The organism is Streptomyces sp. DS1-CR2, assembly GCF_055760475.1.
This window is the reverse complement of the sequence record NZ_CM147085.1, coordinates 3,319,174-3,335,909: the sequence shown is the minus strand read 5'-3', so window position 1 is coordinate 3,335,909 and position 16,736 is coordinate 3,319,174. Positions and strand designations below refer to the sequence as shown.

The window sequence follows — 16,736 nt, the reverse complement described above, 5'->3', positions numbered from 1 at the left end:
TGGTGAGTCAACGACACGGAATACACGAGGAGAACCATGTCCGAGAAGACCCCCGTCGACTTCTGGTTCGACCCCCTGTGCCCCTGGGCCTGGATGACCTCACGGTGGGTCCTCGAAGTGGAGAAGGTCCGCGACATCCAGGTCAGGTGGCACCTGATGAGCCTCGCCGTCCTGAACGAGGACAAGCTCGACGACCTGCCCGACGAGTACCGCGAGCTCCTGGAGACGAAGGCCTGGGGCCCGGTCCGCGTCGTCATCGCCGCACAGGAGGAGCACGGCGCGGAGGTCCTCGGCGACCTCTACACCGCGCTCGGCACGCGCATCCACAACGGCGGCGAGGGCCCCACGAAGGAAGCAGTCGCCGCAGCCCTCGACGAGGTCGGCCTGCCCGCCTCCCTCCTCGACCACTGGGACGGCACGAAGTACGAGCCCGAGCTGCGCGCCTCCCACAAGGAGGGCATCGACAAGGTCGGGCAGGACGTCGGCACGCCCGTCATCGCCGTACCCGGCGCGGACGGCGAGCAGGTCGCGTTCTTCGGCCCGGTCGTCACCCCTGCCCCCAAGGGCGAGGAGGCCGCGAAGCTCTGGGACGGCACGCTCCTGGTCGCCTCGGTCCCCGGCTTCTACGAGATCAAGCGCACGCGGACGCAGGGGCCGGTCTTCGACTGAGTTCAGTCCGGCTCGGGGATGCGGATATGAAGGTCACGGCTGCCGACGCACTGCTTGAAGCCGGTGCGGACGTGCCTGCAGCCGGGTGCCTCGCACATCACGCAGTCGTCGACGTTGTTCCTCACGAGGCGATTCTTGAGCCAGTCCTTCTCGTCCCGCGTCAGCGAGCGATGCGATTCCCGGGAGTCGCAGGTGTGACAGGGCAGCTTTGACATGCCGACACCATCCCCCGGAGGCGCCGCTACCGAAAGACCCCCGCGAGTCACGTCCTCGCGGGGGGTCTTTCTTTTGTCCGCCCGCCGTCGCGAAGGTTGAGAAGACGATCACGAGGCGGGACGCTTCAGGGGCTCAGGGGGCGATCAGCAGGTTGAACGCCCGGTCCTTCGCGGCCGCGTACCGCTTTGCGACGTCCTGCCAGTTGACGACGCGCCACATGGCCTCGATGAAGTCGACCTTCTGGTTCTTGTACTGGAGATAGAACGCGTGCTCCCACGCGTCGAAGACCAGGATCGGGACCGAGCCCTGGCCGACGTTGCCCTGGTGGTCGTAGATCTGCTCGACGACGAGGCGCCCGCTCACCGGCTCGTACGCGAGGACGCCCCAGCCGGAGCCCTGCGTCGTCGCGGCGGCCTTGGTCAGCTGGGCCTTGCTGCGTCTTTCCGGGGGACGACCCCCGGACCCCCGGCCGATTACCCCGTGCGCACGGCCACCTACGGCGCAATGAGTCCGTCCCACCCTGCGATTTTGGTCAACTCGCCCTGGTATGCGCTATGTTGGGGCTCCCACGCGGGAGCCCTCGAAGGCACAACTCCGACATGCCGGTGGACCCGGTTCACAAGGGGTGTTGATCGTGTTGGCGCGGGGTGCAGTCAATCACCTCTGTCCCGCCATGCGGGGCTGGACGCAAGCGACGTGTGACACCCAGTGACGCGCCCGCTGTGCAAGTCCTGGGCGGCAACGCTCCGGGGCAGTTGGCGGAGCGTGTAGATGGCCAAATGTGTGAGGCCCCGGGCATCTGCCCGGGGCCTCACGTGCGCTGAATGTGGCGGTCAGTCGATGGCCCGCGACTCCGCCGCCTTCTGGCGTACGTAGCCGACGATCGCGAGCACGATCGTCAGGCCGCCCGTGTAGTACAGCTGCACGCGTGTGTCGTGCTCGCGGGCCATCAGGACGAAGATGACGACCATCGCGACGAGCGCCAGGACCGTGAGGTACGGGTACGCCCACATCTTCACGACGAGCTTCTCCGGGGCCTCGCGCTCCAGCTTGCGGCGCAGGATCAGCTGCGAGAAGGCGATGAAGAACCAGACGACGAGGATGATCGCGCCGATGGTGTTGAGCAGCCAGGCGAAGACGTCGTCCGGGCGCCAGTAGCTGAGCAGGACGCAGACGAAGCCGAAGACGGCGGAGAGCGCCACCGCGACGCGCGGCACACCACCGGTGACCTTGCCGATCGCCTTCGGGCCCATGCCGCGGGCGACCAGCGAGCTCGCCATGCGGGAGGCGCCGTAGATGTTGGCGTTCATGGCGGACAGGAGCGCGATGAGAACGACCACGTTCATGATCTGGCCTGCGCCGGGGATGCCCAGGTGGTCGAGCGTGGCGACGTAGGGGCCCTTGGTCGGGATCTCCTTCGCCGTCCACGGCAGCAGGACCACGACGACGGCCATCGAGCCGACGTAGAAGAGCGCGATGCGCCACATCGCCGTGCGGACCGCCTTCGCGACACCCTGCACCGGGTGCTCGGACTCGGCCGCGGCGATGGTGACGGTCTCCAGACCGCCGTACGCGAAGACCGAGGCGAGCAGGCCGACGATCAGCCCCTCCGTGCCGTTGGGCATGAAGCCGCCGTGGCCGGTGAGGTTGTCCATGCCGGGCGCGGAGACGTCGGGCAGGACGCCGAGGATCGCCAGTACGCCGATGACGAGGAAGAGCACGATCGCGCCGACCTTGAGCGTCGCGAACCAGAACTCGAACTCGCCGAAGTTCTTCACGGCCGCCAGGTTCGTGCCGGTGAACAGCAGCATGAACAGCGCGACCAGCGCCCACTCGGGCACGCCGGGCAGCCACCCGTGCACGATGCCCGCCGCGCCGATGCCCTCCAGGCCCACCGCCACGCACAGCAGGAACCAGAACGACCAGCCCGCGGTGAAGCCGGCCCACGGGCCGATGCCCCTCTCCGCGTGCACGGAGAACGAGCCGGAGGCGGGATACGCGGCGGCCATCTCGCCGAGCATGCGCATCACGAGCATGACGAGCGCGCCCGAGATCGCGTAGGCGAGGATGATCGACGGGCCGGCGGCCGCGATCGCGGTTCCGGAGCCCACGAAGAGGCCGGCGCCGATCACACCGCCGAGCGCGATCATCGAGAGGTGACGCTGCTTGAGACCGCGTGACAGCGACGGCTCGGCCGGCGACTGATCGATCGGCTGCGCGTCGACGGGCGACGGCGCGGACGTCCGAGACATGGATGTGCCCTGTTCATTAGCCGAGACGGGGAAAGGTCCACAGTCTGGGCAGCGGCACCGGGTACAGGGAACAGCTGACCGGTATACGGACACGACGCTCACACATCGTGAAGGTTCAGGCACGCCGCGCGCGCAGTTCGCCCACGTCGGTGACGCCGGTCCTGGTGGTGGTGCCGGGTGGTCTCTGGCTCGCGCGGGTTTTGGCGGGAACCTACAGTCTCCCCGGCGACCGGCCCCGGGTGGAAAACGGGCCGTTTCGGCGCTGGCGCCAGTGACGAGCATCACGCCAACTCGCGCATACGCGGCGCGCTTTGTGCAGACCCGACCAACACCCGCCGTCACCCTTTGTCGAGCAGTGACCGTGATCGGCGATCGGCCCCTGGGATAGCGTCACGGTGTCCCCACCTGCCCTCACCCCCGCGGAGTCCCGATGAGTACGGCTGCCGTCTCCACCCGCCCCGGCAAGGTCCTGGCCGACCTGCTGCCCGCCTCGCGCACCCGCGACATCGCGCTCGTGCTCGGCGGCGCCGCCCTCACCGGCATCGCGGCCCAGATCGCCGTGCCCGTGCCGGGCTCCCCGGTCCCGGTCACCGGGCAGACCTTCGCCGCGCTCCTCGTCGGCACCGCGCTCGGCGCCCGCCGCGGCTTCCTCTCCCTCGCCGTGTACGCGCTCGTCGGCATGGCCGGCATGCCGTGGTTCGCCCAGGGCACCTCCGGTGCGGGCGGCGCCTCCTTCGGCTACGTCATCGGCATGCTGCTCGCCTCCACCGTCGTGGGCGCGCTCGCCCGGCGCGGCGGCGACCGCTCGGTCCTGCGCACCGCGGGCACGATGGTCCTCGGCTCCGCGATCATCTACGCGGTCGGTGTGCCCTACCTCGCCGCCGCCACCGGCATGACCCTCACGCAGGCGGTCGCCGCGGGCCTCACCCCGTTCCTCATCGGCGACGCGGTGAAGGCGGCCCTGGCGATGGGCGTGCTGCCCACCGCCTGGAAGTTCGCCAACAAGTAGCCCCGAGTCAGAGGGTGTAGTTCCTCCGGAAGAGGCTCGCCGGGTCGTACGCGGCCTTCACATCGGCGAGCCTCTTCCGCGTCTGCAGTACAGGCGGGCGTCCGGCACCGTTGCGATCTCCAGGCCCGTGACGACGCGCGTGACCGGCCGCGTACCGAACTCCCGTGCCAGGATGCCGAGTTCGCCGCCCAGCGTGTACGACACCCTGCCCGCGCCCGGCGCCGAGCGCTCCGCCCCGTCCACCACGACCTCGTCCATGCGCCGCGTGGAGACCAGCACGCCGCCCTGGAAGCCGCCGGGCAGCCCGTGCCCGGCGGCCCGCACACCGACCGGCAGTCCGGCACCGGCCGCGTACGCGACAGCGGCCACGACGTCATCGGCGGAGGTTGCCGCGAAGATGACGTCGGGCCGCTGGGGCGAAACCGGTCCGGAAACCGGCAGGTTCCTCGTCGTACCCGGCGTCGCCGGGCCGCAGGACGAGCTGTTGCTGACACCTTTCCGGGAGGGCCCGGAAGGGTCAGACGGAGACCTTCTTCCGCTTCTGCACCTGCTCGCGCACGAGCGCGACAGCGACCACCACGGCCGCCACGAGCAGCGACAGGACGACCTGTTCGCGGCCCGAGTCATCGGTGAGCATGTAGACGAGCACGAACGAGATCATCGCGATCGTGGCCCACGTCAGATACGGGAAGAGCCACATCTTCACGACGAGCTTCTCGGGCTGCTCGCGCAGGATCATGCCGCGCATCTTCAGCTGCGTGAAGCAGATGACGAGCCAGACGAAGAGGGCGACGGCGCCGGAGGAGTTCAGCAGGAAGTTGAAGACGGTGTCCGGCCACTGGTAGTTGAACCAGACGGCGACGAAGCCGAAGACGACGGATCCGAGGATCGCGGCCTGCGGCACACCGTTCCTGGTCGTCTTCGCGAACGCCTTGGGCGCGTCACCGCGCTGGCCGAGCGAGAACGCCATGCGGGAGGCGGTGTAGAGGCCGGAGTTCAGGCAGGACAGCACGGCCGTCAGCACGATGACGTTCATGACCTGACCGGCGTGGGGGATGCCGATCGAGTTCAGGGCCGCGACGTACGAGCCGTCCTTGGCGATCGACTTGTCGTTCCACGGCAGCAGCGTCAGGACGATGAAGATCGAGCCGAGGTAGAAGACGCCGATGCGCCAGATCACGCTGTTCGTGGCCTTGGTGACGGCACGCTGCGGGTCCTCGGACTCGCCGGCGGCCAGCGTGACGATCTCGCTGCCCATGAAGGAGAAGACGACCATGAGGACGCCGGTGAGGATCGACCCGGCGCCGTTGGGCATGAATCCGCCCGCGTCCGTCAGGTGTGCGAACCCGGCACCCGGGTTGTCCGAGCCCGGCAGCACGCCGAACACGGCGAGCAGGCCGATGATCACGAACCCGCCGATCGCGACGACCTTGATGCCCGCGAACCAGAACTCGAACTCGCCGTACGAGGCGACCGAGGCCAGGTTCGTCGCGGTCAGGACGACCATCACGATGAGGGCCCAGCCCCACTGCGGCACGGCCGGTACCCAGCCGTTGAGGATCACCGCGCCGGCGGTGGCCTCGACCGCGAGGACGACGACCCAGAAGAACCAGTACAGCCAGCCGATGGAGAAGCCCGCCCAGCGGCCGAGCGCCTGGTCGGCGTAGGCGGAGAAGGAGCCGGACGACGGCCGTGCGGCGGCCATCTCGCCGAGCATCCGCATCACCATGACGACCATCAGGCCGACGAGTGCGTACGAGACGAGGATGGCGGGTCCGGCCTTGGCGATGCCCGAGCCGGAGCCGACGAAGAGGCCGGCGCCGATCACGCCGCCGATGGCGATCATCGACAGGTGTCGGTTCTTGAGGCCGGCCTTCAGCTGGTCGGGACCGTTGTTTCCGGTCTGACCGTCGTCAGGCTGTGAATCTCCAGGATTGTGGGGCGCCTGGTCGGCCTTCGCAAGGGAGGGTTGCGAGGTCATGGACGAATCCTTAAGTCTCGGGTCACGAGCCCACGCATTCAAACCCAGGGACGTACCGGACGGAAGACCTGACTCCGTATCGTGATTTTCGACTCCGAGACGTTTGCCCGTAAACGAACGGCGACAACGACCCGACCGCGCCGTGCCTGGGTGGGACGTGCCACACTCGGACCCATGCGCGTGTACCTCGGCTCGGATCATGCCGGCTACGAACTCAAGAACCACCTCGTCGAATGGCTCAAGGCCCACGGCCACGAGCCCGTCGACTGCGGGCCCCACATCTATGACGCCCAGGACGACTACCCTCCGTTCTGCCTCCGCGCCGCGGAGCGCACGGCGGCGGACCCGGACGCCCTCGGCATCGTGATCGGCGGCTCGGGCAACGGCGAGCAGATCGCCGCGAACAAGGTGAAGGGCGTCCGTGCGGCCCTCGCCTGGAGCGAGCAGACCGCCGCGCTGGGCCGCGAGCACAACGACGCGAACGTGGTCTCCATCGGCGGCCGCATGCACACGCAGGAAGAGGCGACGAAGTTCGTCGAGATCTTCCTCTCCACCCCGTACTCGGGCGAGGAGCGTCACACGCGCCGCATCGAGATGCTGTCGCGCTACGAGGAGACGGGCGACCTCCCCCCGATCCCGGCCCACCACCCGCAGGGCTGATTCAGCCCCTCGAGCACCCCCAGCCCCTTGGGGGTCCCCCCGGACGGAGTCTGGGGGAGTTTGAGGAGCGGGGTCCGGGGCAGAGCCCCAGGCCACGCGGCGGAGCCGCATATTGATACGGCCGGGAAGGGGCGGGCTGGGGGAGGAAATCCCCCCACGCCTGCCCCCACCAACCCCAGGAGAAAAAGACCCGTGCCAGAGGGCCACACCATCCACCGCCTGGCCCAGGACCACGCGGAGCGCTTCGCCGGCCGGCCGGTGAGGGTCCGCAGCCCGCAGGGCAAGTTCTCCGACAGCGCCGCCCTCCTGGACGGCCTGGTCCTGGACACCGCGGAGGCCCACGCCAAACACCTCTTCCTGGGCTTCGCGGAAACCGGCTGGATCCACATCCACCTGGGCCTCTTCGGAAAGTACGCCCTCGGAGAGACCCCCGCCCCGCCCCCCACGGACACCGTCCGTCTGCGCCTGCTGAGCGACACGCACTACTCCGACCTGCGCGGCCCCACGACCTGCGCCCTGATCACGGACGCCGAGAAGCAGGCGATACACGACCGCCTCGGCCCCGACCCGCTCAGGAACGGCGACGACCCGGACCGCGCCTGGCGCCGTGTCTCCCGCAGCCGCACCACCGTCGCCGCGCTGCTCATGGACCAGAAGGTGATCGGCGGCGTGGGCAATGTCTACCGCGCGGAGGTCCTCTTCCGGCACGGCATCGACCCGTACACCCCGGGCAAGGACCTCACGCCCGACGAGTGGACGGCGATCTGGACGGACCTGGTGGCGCTGATGCGCGAGGGCGTCCGGCACAACCGCATCGACACCGTCCGCCCGGAGCACACCCCCGAGGCGATGGGCCGCCCGCCGCGCGTGGACGACCACGGCGGCGAGGTGTACGTCTACCGGCGGGCCACGATGCCGTGCCATCTGTGCGGCACGGAGATCCGCACGGCGTCACTCGCGGCCCGCAACCTCTTCTGGTGCCCGAGGTGCCAGCCGCCCCGCTGACCGGCGCCCGCCACACCCCGCCCGCTCAGAATCCGTGCGGCAGCCAGGGCGCCACGACAGACCCGAACGCGAGCGCCGCCTCGTCGACCGCGCCAGGACGCAGCTCCCGCACCCGCCCGGCGGCCGCCAGCGCCGCCAGCGACGTGTCGCCGAGGTAGGCCGCCGCCAACTCCCGTACGGACAGGGCAAGATCGGCTGTGTCCTCGCTGTCCCCCGTGCGCTTGCAGGACGCCCCCTTGGCGTCCCCGGTCAGCCGCCACCGCCCCGCGTTCCACGGACAGAACTCGTCCGTCACGTCCAGGACGACGTCGACCGGCGTCTGATACGTGCGGGCCTCCAGCGCGCCACCGAGGTCCACGAGCCGTACGTGCAGGGAGTCCCGCAGCCGCACCCGGCACCGCCGGATGTCGCTGACCAGGGAGAACAGCGGATCGTCCACCGGCCGGTTGCGCGCCTGGACGGTCGACGTCAGGTCGATGTCCAGGAGGAAGCGCCACAGCGCCGCGTACGCCGCCGGGTCGAGCGCGTCGATGTGGCGGAGCGTGATCCGGCCCTTGGGCCCGGCCGCGTCCCACTCGGGCTTGTTGTGGAAGCGGACGTAGCCGACCGTCTCGCCGTCACGCTCGGCCAGCACGCACTGCATCGGCGACGCGCCCTCGCGCTCCGACGGCGGGTCGAGCAGCGGCAGCCGCTCCCAGCCGGGCCTGCGGGCGAGCATGCCGGGCCGGGTGCCGATCGTCCGCACGTACACGGCCTCGCACGCGGCGGCGGCCTCGGCGACGTCGGCGAACCGCAGCCGTACGTCGTCCGTGCCCGCCGGAGCGTTGATCCGCACCCGCGTCGAGTCGATCTCCACGCTCGCCTGCCGCGTCCCGATCCCGTACCCGAAGCGGCCGTAGATCGCGGGCTCGGACGCGGTGAGCACGGCGAGCGGCTCGCCCCAGGACCGTACGTCGTCAAGCTGGCGCCGCATCATCGACGTCAGGACCCCGCGCCGCCGGTCCGTCGCCGCGACGGACACCATCGTGACGCCCGCCGCCGGGATCCGGGCCCCGCCCGGCACCGTCACCCCGAACGTGAATGCTCCCGCCGTCCCCACGCACCGGTCGCCGTCCCACACGCCGATGGACCGGTCGAACTCCGTGAGGTCGTCCCACAGCGCGCGCTCCTCGGGCGCTTCGGGGACCCCTCCGAAGGCCAGCTCCAGCTTCGCGTACCACTCGTGCCAGTCGTTCCGGCGCAGCACCCGTACGTCCATCGTCATAAGGCATCCCTACCAGGACGTCGCGGACGAGGCGAGAGATTTTCCCCGCCCGCGGAAGGTGCCGGAAGGCGCCGGGGGGTGACCGGAAGAGGGACAAGTGGGACCTCCCGTGCGAAGCCCCTGGCCCGATGGATAAGGTCCACGAGCAATGGCAGGACGACGCGCGCAAGCCGAGACGTTTCCGGCCCGGATGAAGATGAGACTTCACCGGGCCCGCATCGGCCTGCGCAAATCGGGTGTCGACTACTTCCGCGGCGACGGTTCCGACTGGGTCGCCCTGGTGGGCCTGCTCCTCACGGTCCCGGTCATCGCCTGCGGCACCCTCCTCAACTCGGTCTGGTGTTCCCCGACAGCGCTCGTCCTGCCGATCGTGGCGGGCGGACTGCTGTTGCGCCCGGCCAGCCTCCTCGGCCTGTACGCGGCCGCCGCGGCGGCGCTCATCGTGGAGTCCGTCAGGCTCGGCCCGTACTCGGAGGGCGCCGCCCGGGTCACCCCGGGCACTGTCCTGGTCGTGGCGGCCTGCGGTTTCTTCGGGCTGCTCATCGCCCAGTTCCGCAGCCGGGTCGGCGTGCCCTGGCGGCGCGGCGGCACGATGCTGTTCGACCTGCGCGAACGCATCCGCGTACAGAGCAAGCTGCCGCAGCTGCCCAAAGCCTGGCACCGCGAGATGGCGCTGCGTCCGGCCGGCGGCCAGTCCTTCTCCGGCGACTTCGTGGTCGCGGCCCGTACGAACGGCGGCCGCACCCTGGAGGCGGTCCTCACCGACGTATCGGGCAAGGGCATGGACGCGGGCTCCAGAGCCCTGCTCCTGTCCGGAGCCTTCGGCGGGCTCCTCGGCTCCCTGCCGCCGCACGCCTTCCTGCCTGCCGCCAACGGCTATCTGCTCCGTCAGGACTGGGACGAGGGCTTCGCCACGTCCATCCACCTCGTCCTCGACCTGGAGTCGGGCGACTACGAACTCTTCTCCGCCGGGCACCCGCCGGGCCTCCAGCTCAGCGCGGGCAGCGGCCGCTGGGAGGAGAAGGCCGCCGAGGGCCCGCTCCTCGGCGTCTACGACGGCGCCCAGTTCGACTCCATAAAGGGCTCCCTGCGCCCCGGCGACGTCCTGATGCTCTTCACGGACGGCCTGGTCGAGACGTCCGACCGGGACATCGCCGAGGGCATCGACCGCCTCACCGGCGAGGCGGACCGCTATGTCTCGGGCGGGTTCCACGGCGCGGCCTGGCACCTCATCGAAGCGGTGGCCAAGGACGTCAACGACGACCGCGCGCTGCTGCTGATCTGCCGGGACGCGTGACGCTCCGCGGGGGCGCCGGACACGGGTTCTCTTCTGCCGGGTGCCGGTTCGTCGCCGGGCGCGGGTCTTCGGTGGCTGGTCGCGCAGTTCCCCGCGCCCCTTAAGGCATGCGGCTGCGCCGCAGCCTCAACAGCGCCGCTGAGAGGGCGCACGAAGTGCGCATCTCAGGGGCGCGGGAACTGCGCGACCGGCCACGACGGCCTGCCCCGCCCGGGAGCGAAGGATCAGCCCCCACGGCGTGTAGCCGTCACACGCCGGCCCCAACCCGCTCCTCGAGGGGCGCCCCATCCGCCCGCCCCCCTGGAAGGACCCGCGCGAGCCACTGCGAGCGGCCCGCCGCCATCGGTCCGAGGACGGCGAGCAGCAGTACATAACCCGCGATGAACGGCGACAGCCGCTCGTCCAGGCCCGCGCCCGCCGCCATCGTGGCGAGGATCAGGGCGAACTCGCCCCGGGCGAGCAGCGTCGTGGAGATGTTCGCGGCGGGGCCGGGCCCGAACCCGTACACGCGCGCCGCCCCGAGGCCCGCGAGCACGTTCATCACCAGCGTCACCGCGACGGCCGCGAGGACCGGCCACAGCACCGTCGGCAGGTCGCCCGGGTCGATGGAGAGGCCGAACGCGAAGAAGAAGATCGCGCCGAACGCGTCCCGCAGGGGGTGCACGAGCTTGCGGATGCGCTCGCCCGACGTGGTGGAGCCGAGCATCAGGCCGACCATGAACGCGCCGATCGCGTCCGCGACCCCGAACCACTCGGAGACCCCGGCGACGAACACGGCCGCGCCGAGGAAGGAGATGACGAGGAGCTCGTCGTCCTTGGTGTTGAAGAGGTGGCCCACGATGCGGGTCCCGAAGCGCGCCGCGAGCGCGAGCAGCAGGAGGAAGCCGAACGCCTTGCCGCCGTCCATGACCGCCGACGCCAGGCTGTCCGCGCCGGACAGGATCGGCTGGAGCGCGGCCAGGTAGAGGGCCAGGAAGATGTCCTCGACGACGATGATCCCGAGGATCGGCTTGGTCTCCGGATTGCCGAGGCGGCCGGTGTCGACCAGGACCTTCGTGACGATCGCCGACGAGGAGATGCCGAGGACCCCGGCGAGGACCAGGGCCTCGGAGGTGCCCCAGCCAAGGGCGAATCCGAAGCCGAGGCCCGCGCCGACGTTCAGCGCGAGGTACGTCCCCCCGGCGACGGCCATCTTCCGGCCGCCGGTCTTGAGGTCGTCCAGATGGAATTCGAGGCCGAGGTAGAAGAGCAGCAGGACCAGGCCCAGCGCGGAGAGCATCTCCAGGTCGTGCGGGTCGGCGACGAGCACGATGCCGGGTGTGTGCGGACCGAGGAGGATCCCGGCCAGGATGAACAGGGGGATGGTGGGGAGTCCGATGCGTCCGCCGAGGCGGGCGAGGACGGCGGCGGCGAGAAAGGCGCCGCCCATGGCTATCAAGGTGTCTGCATGTCCGATGGGTCCGTTCCTTCCGTTCTTGGCTTGGTCAGATGGCCGGCTCAGGTCAAGAGAGAGTCAAGAACGCGTCAATAGTTAGCTTACCAAACCATTTCGGGGTCCGGGGTGGAGGTCTCCCCACCCCGTTTCGTCAGGCGGCCCTCGTGGTCGGCAAGGCCCCTCGATCCGTACGTTCGAGACAGCGAATCCGGTCATCCCCGCCAGGCCATGCACATGACCGATGGGAGGCGCTCCTGGTCCTCGGTCTGGCCGCGACCGCGCTCCCGGCCCGGGCGGCCCTGCGCAGGCCGTAGGGTCGGCCGCATGCTGACCCTCGCCGAGGTGGAGGCCCTGGCACGCGGGGCCCACGCCACCCAGACGGACAAGGCCGGACGCCCCTACGCGGAACACCTGGAGGCGGTCGCCGAAGGTGTACGCGCCCGGGGCGGCGACGACGAGCAGATCGCGGCGGCCTGGCTGCACGACGCGGTCGAGGACGACGTGCTGTCGCCGCAGTGGCTGGCCGCGGCGGACCTCACGGACCGCACGAAGGCCGTCGTCCTCGCCCTCACCAAGCGCCCCAGAGAGCCTCAAGAGGCCTACGCGCAACGAATTCTGGCCACTCCTGGCGCGCTGCTTGTGAAGCAGTCGGACCTGGCCCACAACGCCGACCCCACCCGCCTGGCGGCTCTGGATGCACCGACGAGAGACCGCCTGACAAGGAAGTACGCGGGGGTGAGGGCCCTGCTGGGTATCAACGAAACCCCGTAGGCAACGCGCCCCTATAAGGGGCGCGGGGAACTGCGCGACAAGCCCTCACACACCCGCACCCACACCCGCACCCGAGCACCCGGCCAACGGCGACGGCACCCTCAGGCGCGGACCTGCCCACGATCCCGCGCCACCTCGGCCGCGTCCTTCTTGAACGCCCACTCCATCTTCGGCTCCATCGCGAACCGGAACATGCGCTGGACCGGGGGAGTGCACAAGGCCGTGATCAGGGAGGCCGCAACGACCGTCACGAACACCTCGCCCAGCGGCTTGTGCAGCCAGGCGTAGTCGTCGAACCAGCCCCAGAACCGCGAGCCCTTCGCGATGAAGCCGTGCAGCAGGTAGCCGTACAGCGTCCCCGCGCCCAGCACGGTGAACCACATCTTCCGCCGCGGCACCCACGCGAAGAAGCATGCGGTGAGGACGACCGAGCAGCCGAAGAGCGCGAACGTCATCACGGCACCGGCCCACCACGGCGCTCCCAGTTCCTGCGCGCTGTCGCGGTGGTAGAACCACGCCGACGTCATCCGCGGAGCGGCCCAGTAGGCCAGCACCAGGGCCGCCGCGAAGATCGGCACGGACAGGATCCGCACCTCACGCCGGCGCACCAGCTGGAAGTGCTCGGGCTTCAGGAACAGGCCGACCACGAAGAAGGGGAGGAACTGCAGGACGCGCTGGAGGTCGAGGTCGTCGCCGATGTCGGGGGAGACGGAGGCGAGTACGGCGATGGCGACCGCGAGCGGCACCGGCCAGCGGGCGATCTTCCACAGCGGAGTGGTGAGCCGCCACACGAACAGGGCGACCAGGAACCAGGTCAGATACCAGGGGTCGAGCAGGCTGAAGGGCTGCGTCGGATCGTCGTCCGCCCAGCGCTTGAAGAAGGTGTACGCGACCTCGAAGATCACGTAGGGCACCGCGACCCCGGTGATGAGCCGGCGGAGCCGGTCGGGCCGCATGTCGAAGCTGCGGGAGAAGTAGCCGGAGATCACGATGAACGCCGGCATGTGGAACGTGTAGACGGTCATGTAGAGCGCCTCGGCGACGCGGCTGTGATCCGTCAGTGGTTCCCAGGAGTGGCCCATCGCGACCAGCACGATGGCCAGGTACTTGGCGTTGTCGAAGAATGCGTCCCGCTGTTTCGCGGGCTTGGCGGCCGCTGTGGGGGGAGCGGCTGCCGTACTCGGTGGCTGATGGGCGGGGGCCGTCTGTGCCGCAGGGAGCGGGGCTCGGGTGGGGGCAGCGCGGAACATCTGAGGCACCTTAGCGGCGCCCGCGGTATTTCGTAAAACCCTCACGCCAAATCCTCCTTACCGCGCGAGTACCCCCGATTCGGAGAAGTCGGCATAGCGATGGCGAAGTTTTCGCAGGTCTTCCGACGGGACTTCGGGAGGCATCCAGATGAGTCCGTTATGACCACTCTCATCCTGATTAAATAGTGCATATCGGCCGCACTCGACCACCTCGGATGTGGCCCCCGCGACAATTCGAATTGACGACGAACAACACATGCGTGATCCCGCGTGCCCACGATGTGGACGTGCTGTGTGTGCATGGAAACGATCAGGCCGAATTACCGGCCACAGGAACCCGCGAAATTGCCCGGGGGACACGCGCTGATCATGTGCCCCACGGGTGCGGGGCCGGCGCGCCGCCGCAGGGGAGTGGCCGACGATGCGTCACCCGCCGCATACGGGGGCCGTGTTGGTGGCACGATGGTTCTGGCGGGGGTGTGCGGGGTCGTACCCCCCGGGCCGGGAGAGCGGACCGACCTAGGGTGTGATCAGTGTGGCCATTTCGCTGTCAGTGGTACTGCTGTTGGCGATCATTCTCGTGGTGCTGATCCGGGGAGGGTCGATCAAGGCCGGACCTGCCGTAGTGGCGGTCCTGTTCGGGTTCTTCCTGGCCTCGACCGGAATGGCCGACGACATCCAGAGGTTCCTGAACTCGATAGCGGACACGATCAACTCGATCCAGTTCTGACCGCTCGGGAGTCTGTCCCGCCCAGGATGTGAAAAACCCCGGGCCCGGTTCATGAGAACCGGGCCCGGGGCCATCAAGAGCGGGCGACGGGAATCGAACCCGCGTAGCTAGTTTGGAAGACTAGGGCTCTACCATTGAGCTACGCCCGCACAGTTCGCGCCGCAGGTCGGTGACCGCGGCAACGGGAAGCATCGTAGCGGGTCCCCGACCCTCGCCGCACACCGCATTCACACCGCTCGCAATGCGGGAGCCGCACCGGCCGCGTGCATGTACCCTACGTTCGCACCGACGGGGTGTGGCGCAGCTTGGTAGCGCGTCCGCTTTGGGAGCGGAAGGCCGTGGGTTCAAATCCCGCCACCCCGACCAGCGTCGCAACAGCAGCGTCTCAAGCGGTTGAGCGCCTCCTCAAGATCGCGTTGTGGGACGGCTCCGGCTTGCCGTTACTATGCAAGCTGCGTGCCCGTGTGTCTCTTAACCGGGCAGGAACCCAGAAGTCAGCCCCCAAGGAGACCGAACCGTGAAGAGCGCCGTGGAGACCCTGAACCCGACCCGGGTTCGGCTCAGCATCGAGGTGCCCTTCGAGGAGCTCAAGGACAGCCTCGACGCGGCGTACAAGAAGATCAACCAGCAGGTCACGGTGAAGGGCTTCCGCAAGGGCAAGATCCCTGCCCGCGTCATCGACCAGCGGTTCGGCCGCGGTGCGGTGCTTGAGGAGGCCGTCAACGACGCGCTTCCGAAGTTCTACACCGAAGCGGTCAACGAGGCCGAGCTCAACGTGCTGGGCCAGCCCGAGGTCGACATCACGGAGCTGAAGGACGGCGAGACGCTGAACTTCACCGCCGAGGTCGACATCCGTCCCGAGATCGTGATTCCGGACTACTCCGGCATCGAGGTCGAGGTCGACGCCATCGAGGTCAGCGACGAGGACGTCGAGAAGTCGGTGGAGCAGCTCCGTGAGCGCTTCGCCTCCACCTCCCCGGTCGAGCGGGCCGCCGAGGACGGCGACGTCATCACGATCGACCTCGAGGCCAAGGTCGACGGCGAGGTGCTCGAGGACGGCGTCGCGTCCGGCGTCTCGTACACGATCGGCTCGGGCGAGCTCCTCGAGGGCATCGACGAGGCCGTGAAGGGCCTGGAGGCCGGTGGCGAGGCCACCTTCACCTCCGAGCTCAAGGGCGGCTCCGCCGAGGGCAAGGAGGCCGAGGTCACCGTCAAGGTCACCCAGGTCGCCTCTCGTGAACTGCCGTCCCTGGACGACGAGTTCGCGCAGCTCTCCTCCGAGTTCGACACCCTCGACGAGCTGAAGGCCGACAGCCGCAAGCGCCTCGAGAACATGAAGCAGTACGACCAGGCCACGCAGGCCCAGGAGCGCGTCCTGGAGAAGCTGCTCGAGCTGGTCGAGGTCCCCGTTCCCGAGAAGCTGCTCGAGGACGAGGTCAAGACCCGCAAGCACAATCTCGAGCACCACCAGCTCGGCCAGATGGGCCTCGACCTCGAGAAGTACCTCGAGATCCAGGGCAAGACGGTCGAGGAGTTCGACGCCGAGACCGCCGAGCAGGCCGTCAAGGGCATCAAGACGCAGTTCGTCCTCGACGAGCTCGTCAACAAGGAGAAGCTGAACGTCAACCAGGAGGAGCTCACCGAGCACCTCATGCGGCGCGCGCAGTCCTCCGGTATGTCCCCCGACCAGTTCGCCCAGGCCGTCGTCGAAGGCGGCCAGGTCCCGATGCTGGTCGGCGAGGTCGCCCGCGGCAAGGCCCTCGCGGTCGTCGTCGAGGCCGCCACGGTCAAGGACACGAACGGCGAGATCGTCGACCTCGAGGACGACGAGGACGAGTCGGCTGCCGCCGGCGAGACCGTCGAGGCGGACGCCTCCGCCGAGGCCGAGGACAAGAACGAGGCCTGAGCCGATCCCGGCTCCGCACGCTTCACGGGCCCCCAGGACGCCGCCTCGCGGCACCCTGGGGGCCCGCCCCTTTCCCGCTTGGTTTCCCGGTGCTGCCCGGCGGGGAACTGCCGCGCAGTTCCCCGCGCCCCTGGCGGGGCGCAACATGCGCTCACAGCGAACAGTTCCCTTTGCGGGATTCACCGAAGGGGCCCGCGCGTTAGGGTCCATGAATACGAGGGCAGATGAGTCCCCGCAGCCGCCGCCGAAGGGCGGTGTGCAGGTGCGGGCCCCCGGCCCTCCGGATAAGAC

At 69.3% G+C, this 16,736-nt stretch carries 14 protein-coding genes, 2 tRNA genes and 2 pseudogenes; 9 read left to right on the top strand and 9 right to left on the bottom strand.

Annotated features, from left to right (window positions below):
* Positions 1 to 36 precede the first annotated feature (36 nt).
* Positions 37 to 669, top strand: coding sequence for a mycothiol-dependent nitroreductase Rv2466c family protein (locus ACY0PA_RS16420; RefSeq protein ID WP_473085316.1), 633 nt, complete (start codon positions 37 to 39; stop codon positions 667 to 669).
* A 2-nt stretch (positions 670 to 671) separates the two neighbouring features.
* Here the strand turns inward: ACY0PA_RS16420 and ACY0PA_RS16415 are convergent, their stop codons facing one another.
* From ACY0PA_RS16415 to ACY0PA_RS16405, 3 genes and pseudogenes are all read right to left on the bottom strand, one after another.
* The gene (locus tag ACY0PA_RS16415) at positions 672 to 884 is read right to left on the bottom strand and encodes a hypothetical protein (protein WP_100594190.1); all 213 of its coding nucleotides are present in this window, start codon (positions 882 to 884) and stop codon (positions 672 to 674) included.
* A gap of 133 nt (positions 885 to 1,017) precedes the next feature.
* Positions 1,018 to 1,317: pseudogene (locus ACY0PA_RS16410) on the bottom strand (superoxide dismutase); the annotation flags it as partial.
* Positions 1,318 to 1,718: 401 nt separating this feature from the next.
* Positions 1,719 to 3,137, bottom strand: coding sequence for an amino acid permease (locus ACY0PA_RS16405; RefSeq protein WP_473085315.1), 1,419 nt, complete (start codon positions 3,135 to 3,137; stop codon positions 1,719 to 1,721).
* A 430-nt stretch (positions 3,138 to 3,567) separates the two neighbouring features.
* On the opposite strand from ACY0PA_RS16405, the gene ACY0PA_RS16400 reads away from it, so the two are divergent.
* Positions 3,568 to 4,146 carry a biotin transporter BioY gene (locus ACY0PA_RS16400; RefSeq protein ID WP_329057854.1) on the top strand — a complete coding sequence of 193 codons (579 nt, stop codon included), beginning with the start codon at positions 3,568 to 3,570 and terminating at the stop codon, positions 4,144 to 4,146.
* Positions 4,147 to 4,299: 153 nt separating this feature from the next.
* Here the strand turns inward: ACY0PA_RS16400 and ACY0PA_RS16395 are convergent.
* A pseudogene (locus ACY0PA_RS16395) lies at positions 4,300 to 4,621 on the bottom strand (FAD-binding protein); the annotation flags it as partial.
* 42 nt (positions 4,622 to 4,663) lie between these two features.
* Entirely contained in the window at positions 4,664 to 6,127 is a 1,464-nt protein-coding gene (locus ACY0PA_RS16390) for an amino acid permease (RefSeq protein ID WP_473085314.1), read from the bottom strand.
* Between the two features lie 174 nt (positions 6,128 to 6,301).
* Between ACY0PA_RS16390 and ACY0PA_RS16385 the strand changes: the two genes are divergently transcribed.
* Both ACY0PA_RS16385 and ACY0PA_RS16380 read left to right on the top strand, forming a co-directional pair.
* Entirely contained in the window at positions 6,302 to 6,787 is a 486-nt protein-coding gene (locus ACY0PA_RS16385; RefSeq protein WP_116512982.1) for a ribose-5-phosphate isomerase, read from the top strand.
* A 192-nt stretch (positions 6,788 to 6,979) separates the two neighbouring features.
* The gene (locus ACY0PA_RS16380; protein ID WP_473085313.1) at positions 6,980 to 7,792 is read left to right on the top strand and encodes an Fpg/Nei family DNA glycosylase; all 813 of its coding nucleotides are present in this window, start codon (positions 6,980 to 6,982) and stop codon (positions 7,790 to 7,792) included.
* 25 nt (positions 7,793 to 7,817) lie between these two features.
* Here the strand turns inward: ACY0PA_RS16380 and ACY0PA_RS16375 are convergent, their stop codons facing one another.
* Positions 7,818 to 9,056, bottom strand: a complete 1,239-nt coding sequence (locus ACY0PA_RS16375) for a GNAT family N-acetyltransferase (protein ID WP_473085312.1) — start codon at positions 9,054 to 9,056, stop codon at positions 7,818 to 7,820.
* A gap of 148 nt (positions 9,057 to 9,204) precedes the next feature.
* Here ACY0PA_RS16375 and ACY0PA_RS16370 point away from each other — a divergent pair, with 148 nt between their 5' ends.
* Entirely contained in the window at positions 9,205 to 10,353 is a 1,149-nt protein-coding gene (locus ACY0PA_RS16370) for a PP2C family protein-serine/threonine phosphatase (protein ID WP_383097180.1), read from the top strand.
* 247 nt (positions 10,354 to 10,600) lie between these two features.
* Here ACY0PA_RS16370 and ACY0PA_RS16365 read toward each other — a convergent pair whose 3' ends face one another.
* Complete coding sequence (locus ACY0PA_RS16365; protein WP_473085311.1) at positions 10,601 to 11,782, bottom strand: cation:proton antiporter; 1,182 nt, start codon at positions 11,780 to 11,782, stop codon at positions 10,601 to 10,603.
* A gap of 330 nt (positions 11,783 to 12,112) precedes the next feature.
* Between ACY0PA_RS16365 and ACY0PA_RS16360 the strand changes: the two genes are divergently transcribed.
* The gene (locus tag ACY0PA_RS16360; protein ID WP_473085310.1) at positions 12,113 to 12,559 is read left to right on the top strand and encodes an HD domain-containing protein; all 447 of its coding nucleotides are present in this window, start codon (positions 12,113 to 12,115) and stop codon (positions 12,557 to 12,559) included.
* Between the two features lie 101 nt (positions 12,560 to 12,660).
* Here the strand turns inward: ACY0PA_RS16360 and ACY0PA_RS16355 are convergent, their stop codons facing one another.
* A complete protein-coding gene (locus tag ACY0PA_RS16355) occupies positions 12,661 to 13,809 on the bottom strand; it encodes an acyltransferase family protein (protein WP_473085309.1) in 1,149 nt (382 codons plus the stop codon).
* A 535-nt stretch (positions 13,810 to 14,344) separates the two neighbouring features.
* Between ACY0PA_RS16355 and ACY0PA_RS16350 the strand changes: the two genes are divergently transcribed.
* The gene (locus ACY0PA_RS16350) at positions 14,345 to 14,539 is read left to right on the top strand and encodes a hypothetical protein (RefSeq protein WP_100594330.1); all 195 of its coding nucleotides are present in this window, start codon (positions 14,345 to 14,347) and stop codon (positions 14,537 to 14,539) included.
* A gap of 78 nt (positions 14,540 to 14,617) precedes the next feature.
* Here ACY0PA_RS16350 and ACY0PA_RS16345 read toward each other — a convergent pair.
* Positions 14,618 to 14,688, bottom strand: a tRNA-Gly gene (locus tag ACY0PA_RS16345).
* 140 nt (positions 14,689 to 14,828) lie between these two features.
* On the opposite strand from ACY0PA_RS16345, the gene ACY0PA_RS16340 reads away from it, so the two are divergent.
* Both ACY0PA_RS16340 and tig read left to right on the top strand, forming a co-directional pair.
* Positions 14,829 to 14,905: transfer RNA gene (locus ACY0PA_RS16340), tRNA-Pro, on the top strand.
* A gap of 151 nt (positions 14,906 to 15,056) precedes the next feature.
* Positions 15,057 to 16,445, top strand: coding sequence for a trigger factor (gene tig / locus ACY0PA_RS16335; protein ID WP_473085308.1), 1,389 nt, complete (start codon positions 15,057 to 15,059; stop codon positions 16,443 to 16,445).
* The last annotated feature ends 291 nt before the right edge of the window (positions 16,446 to 16,736 follow it).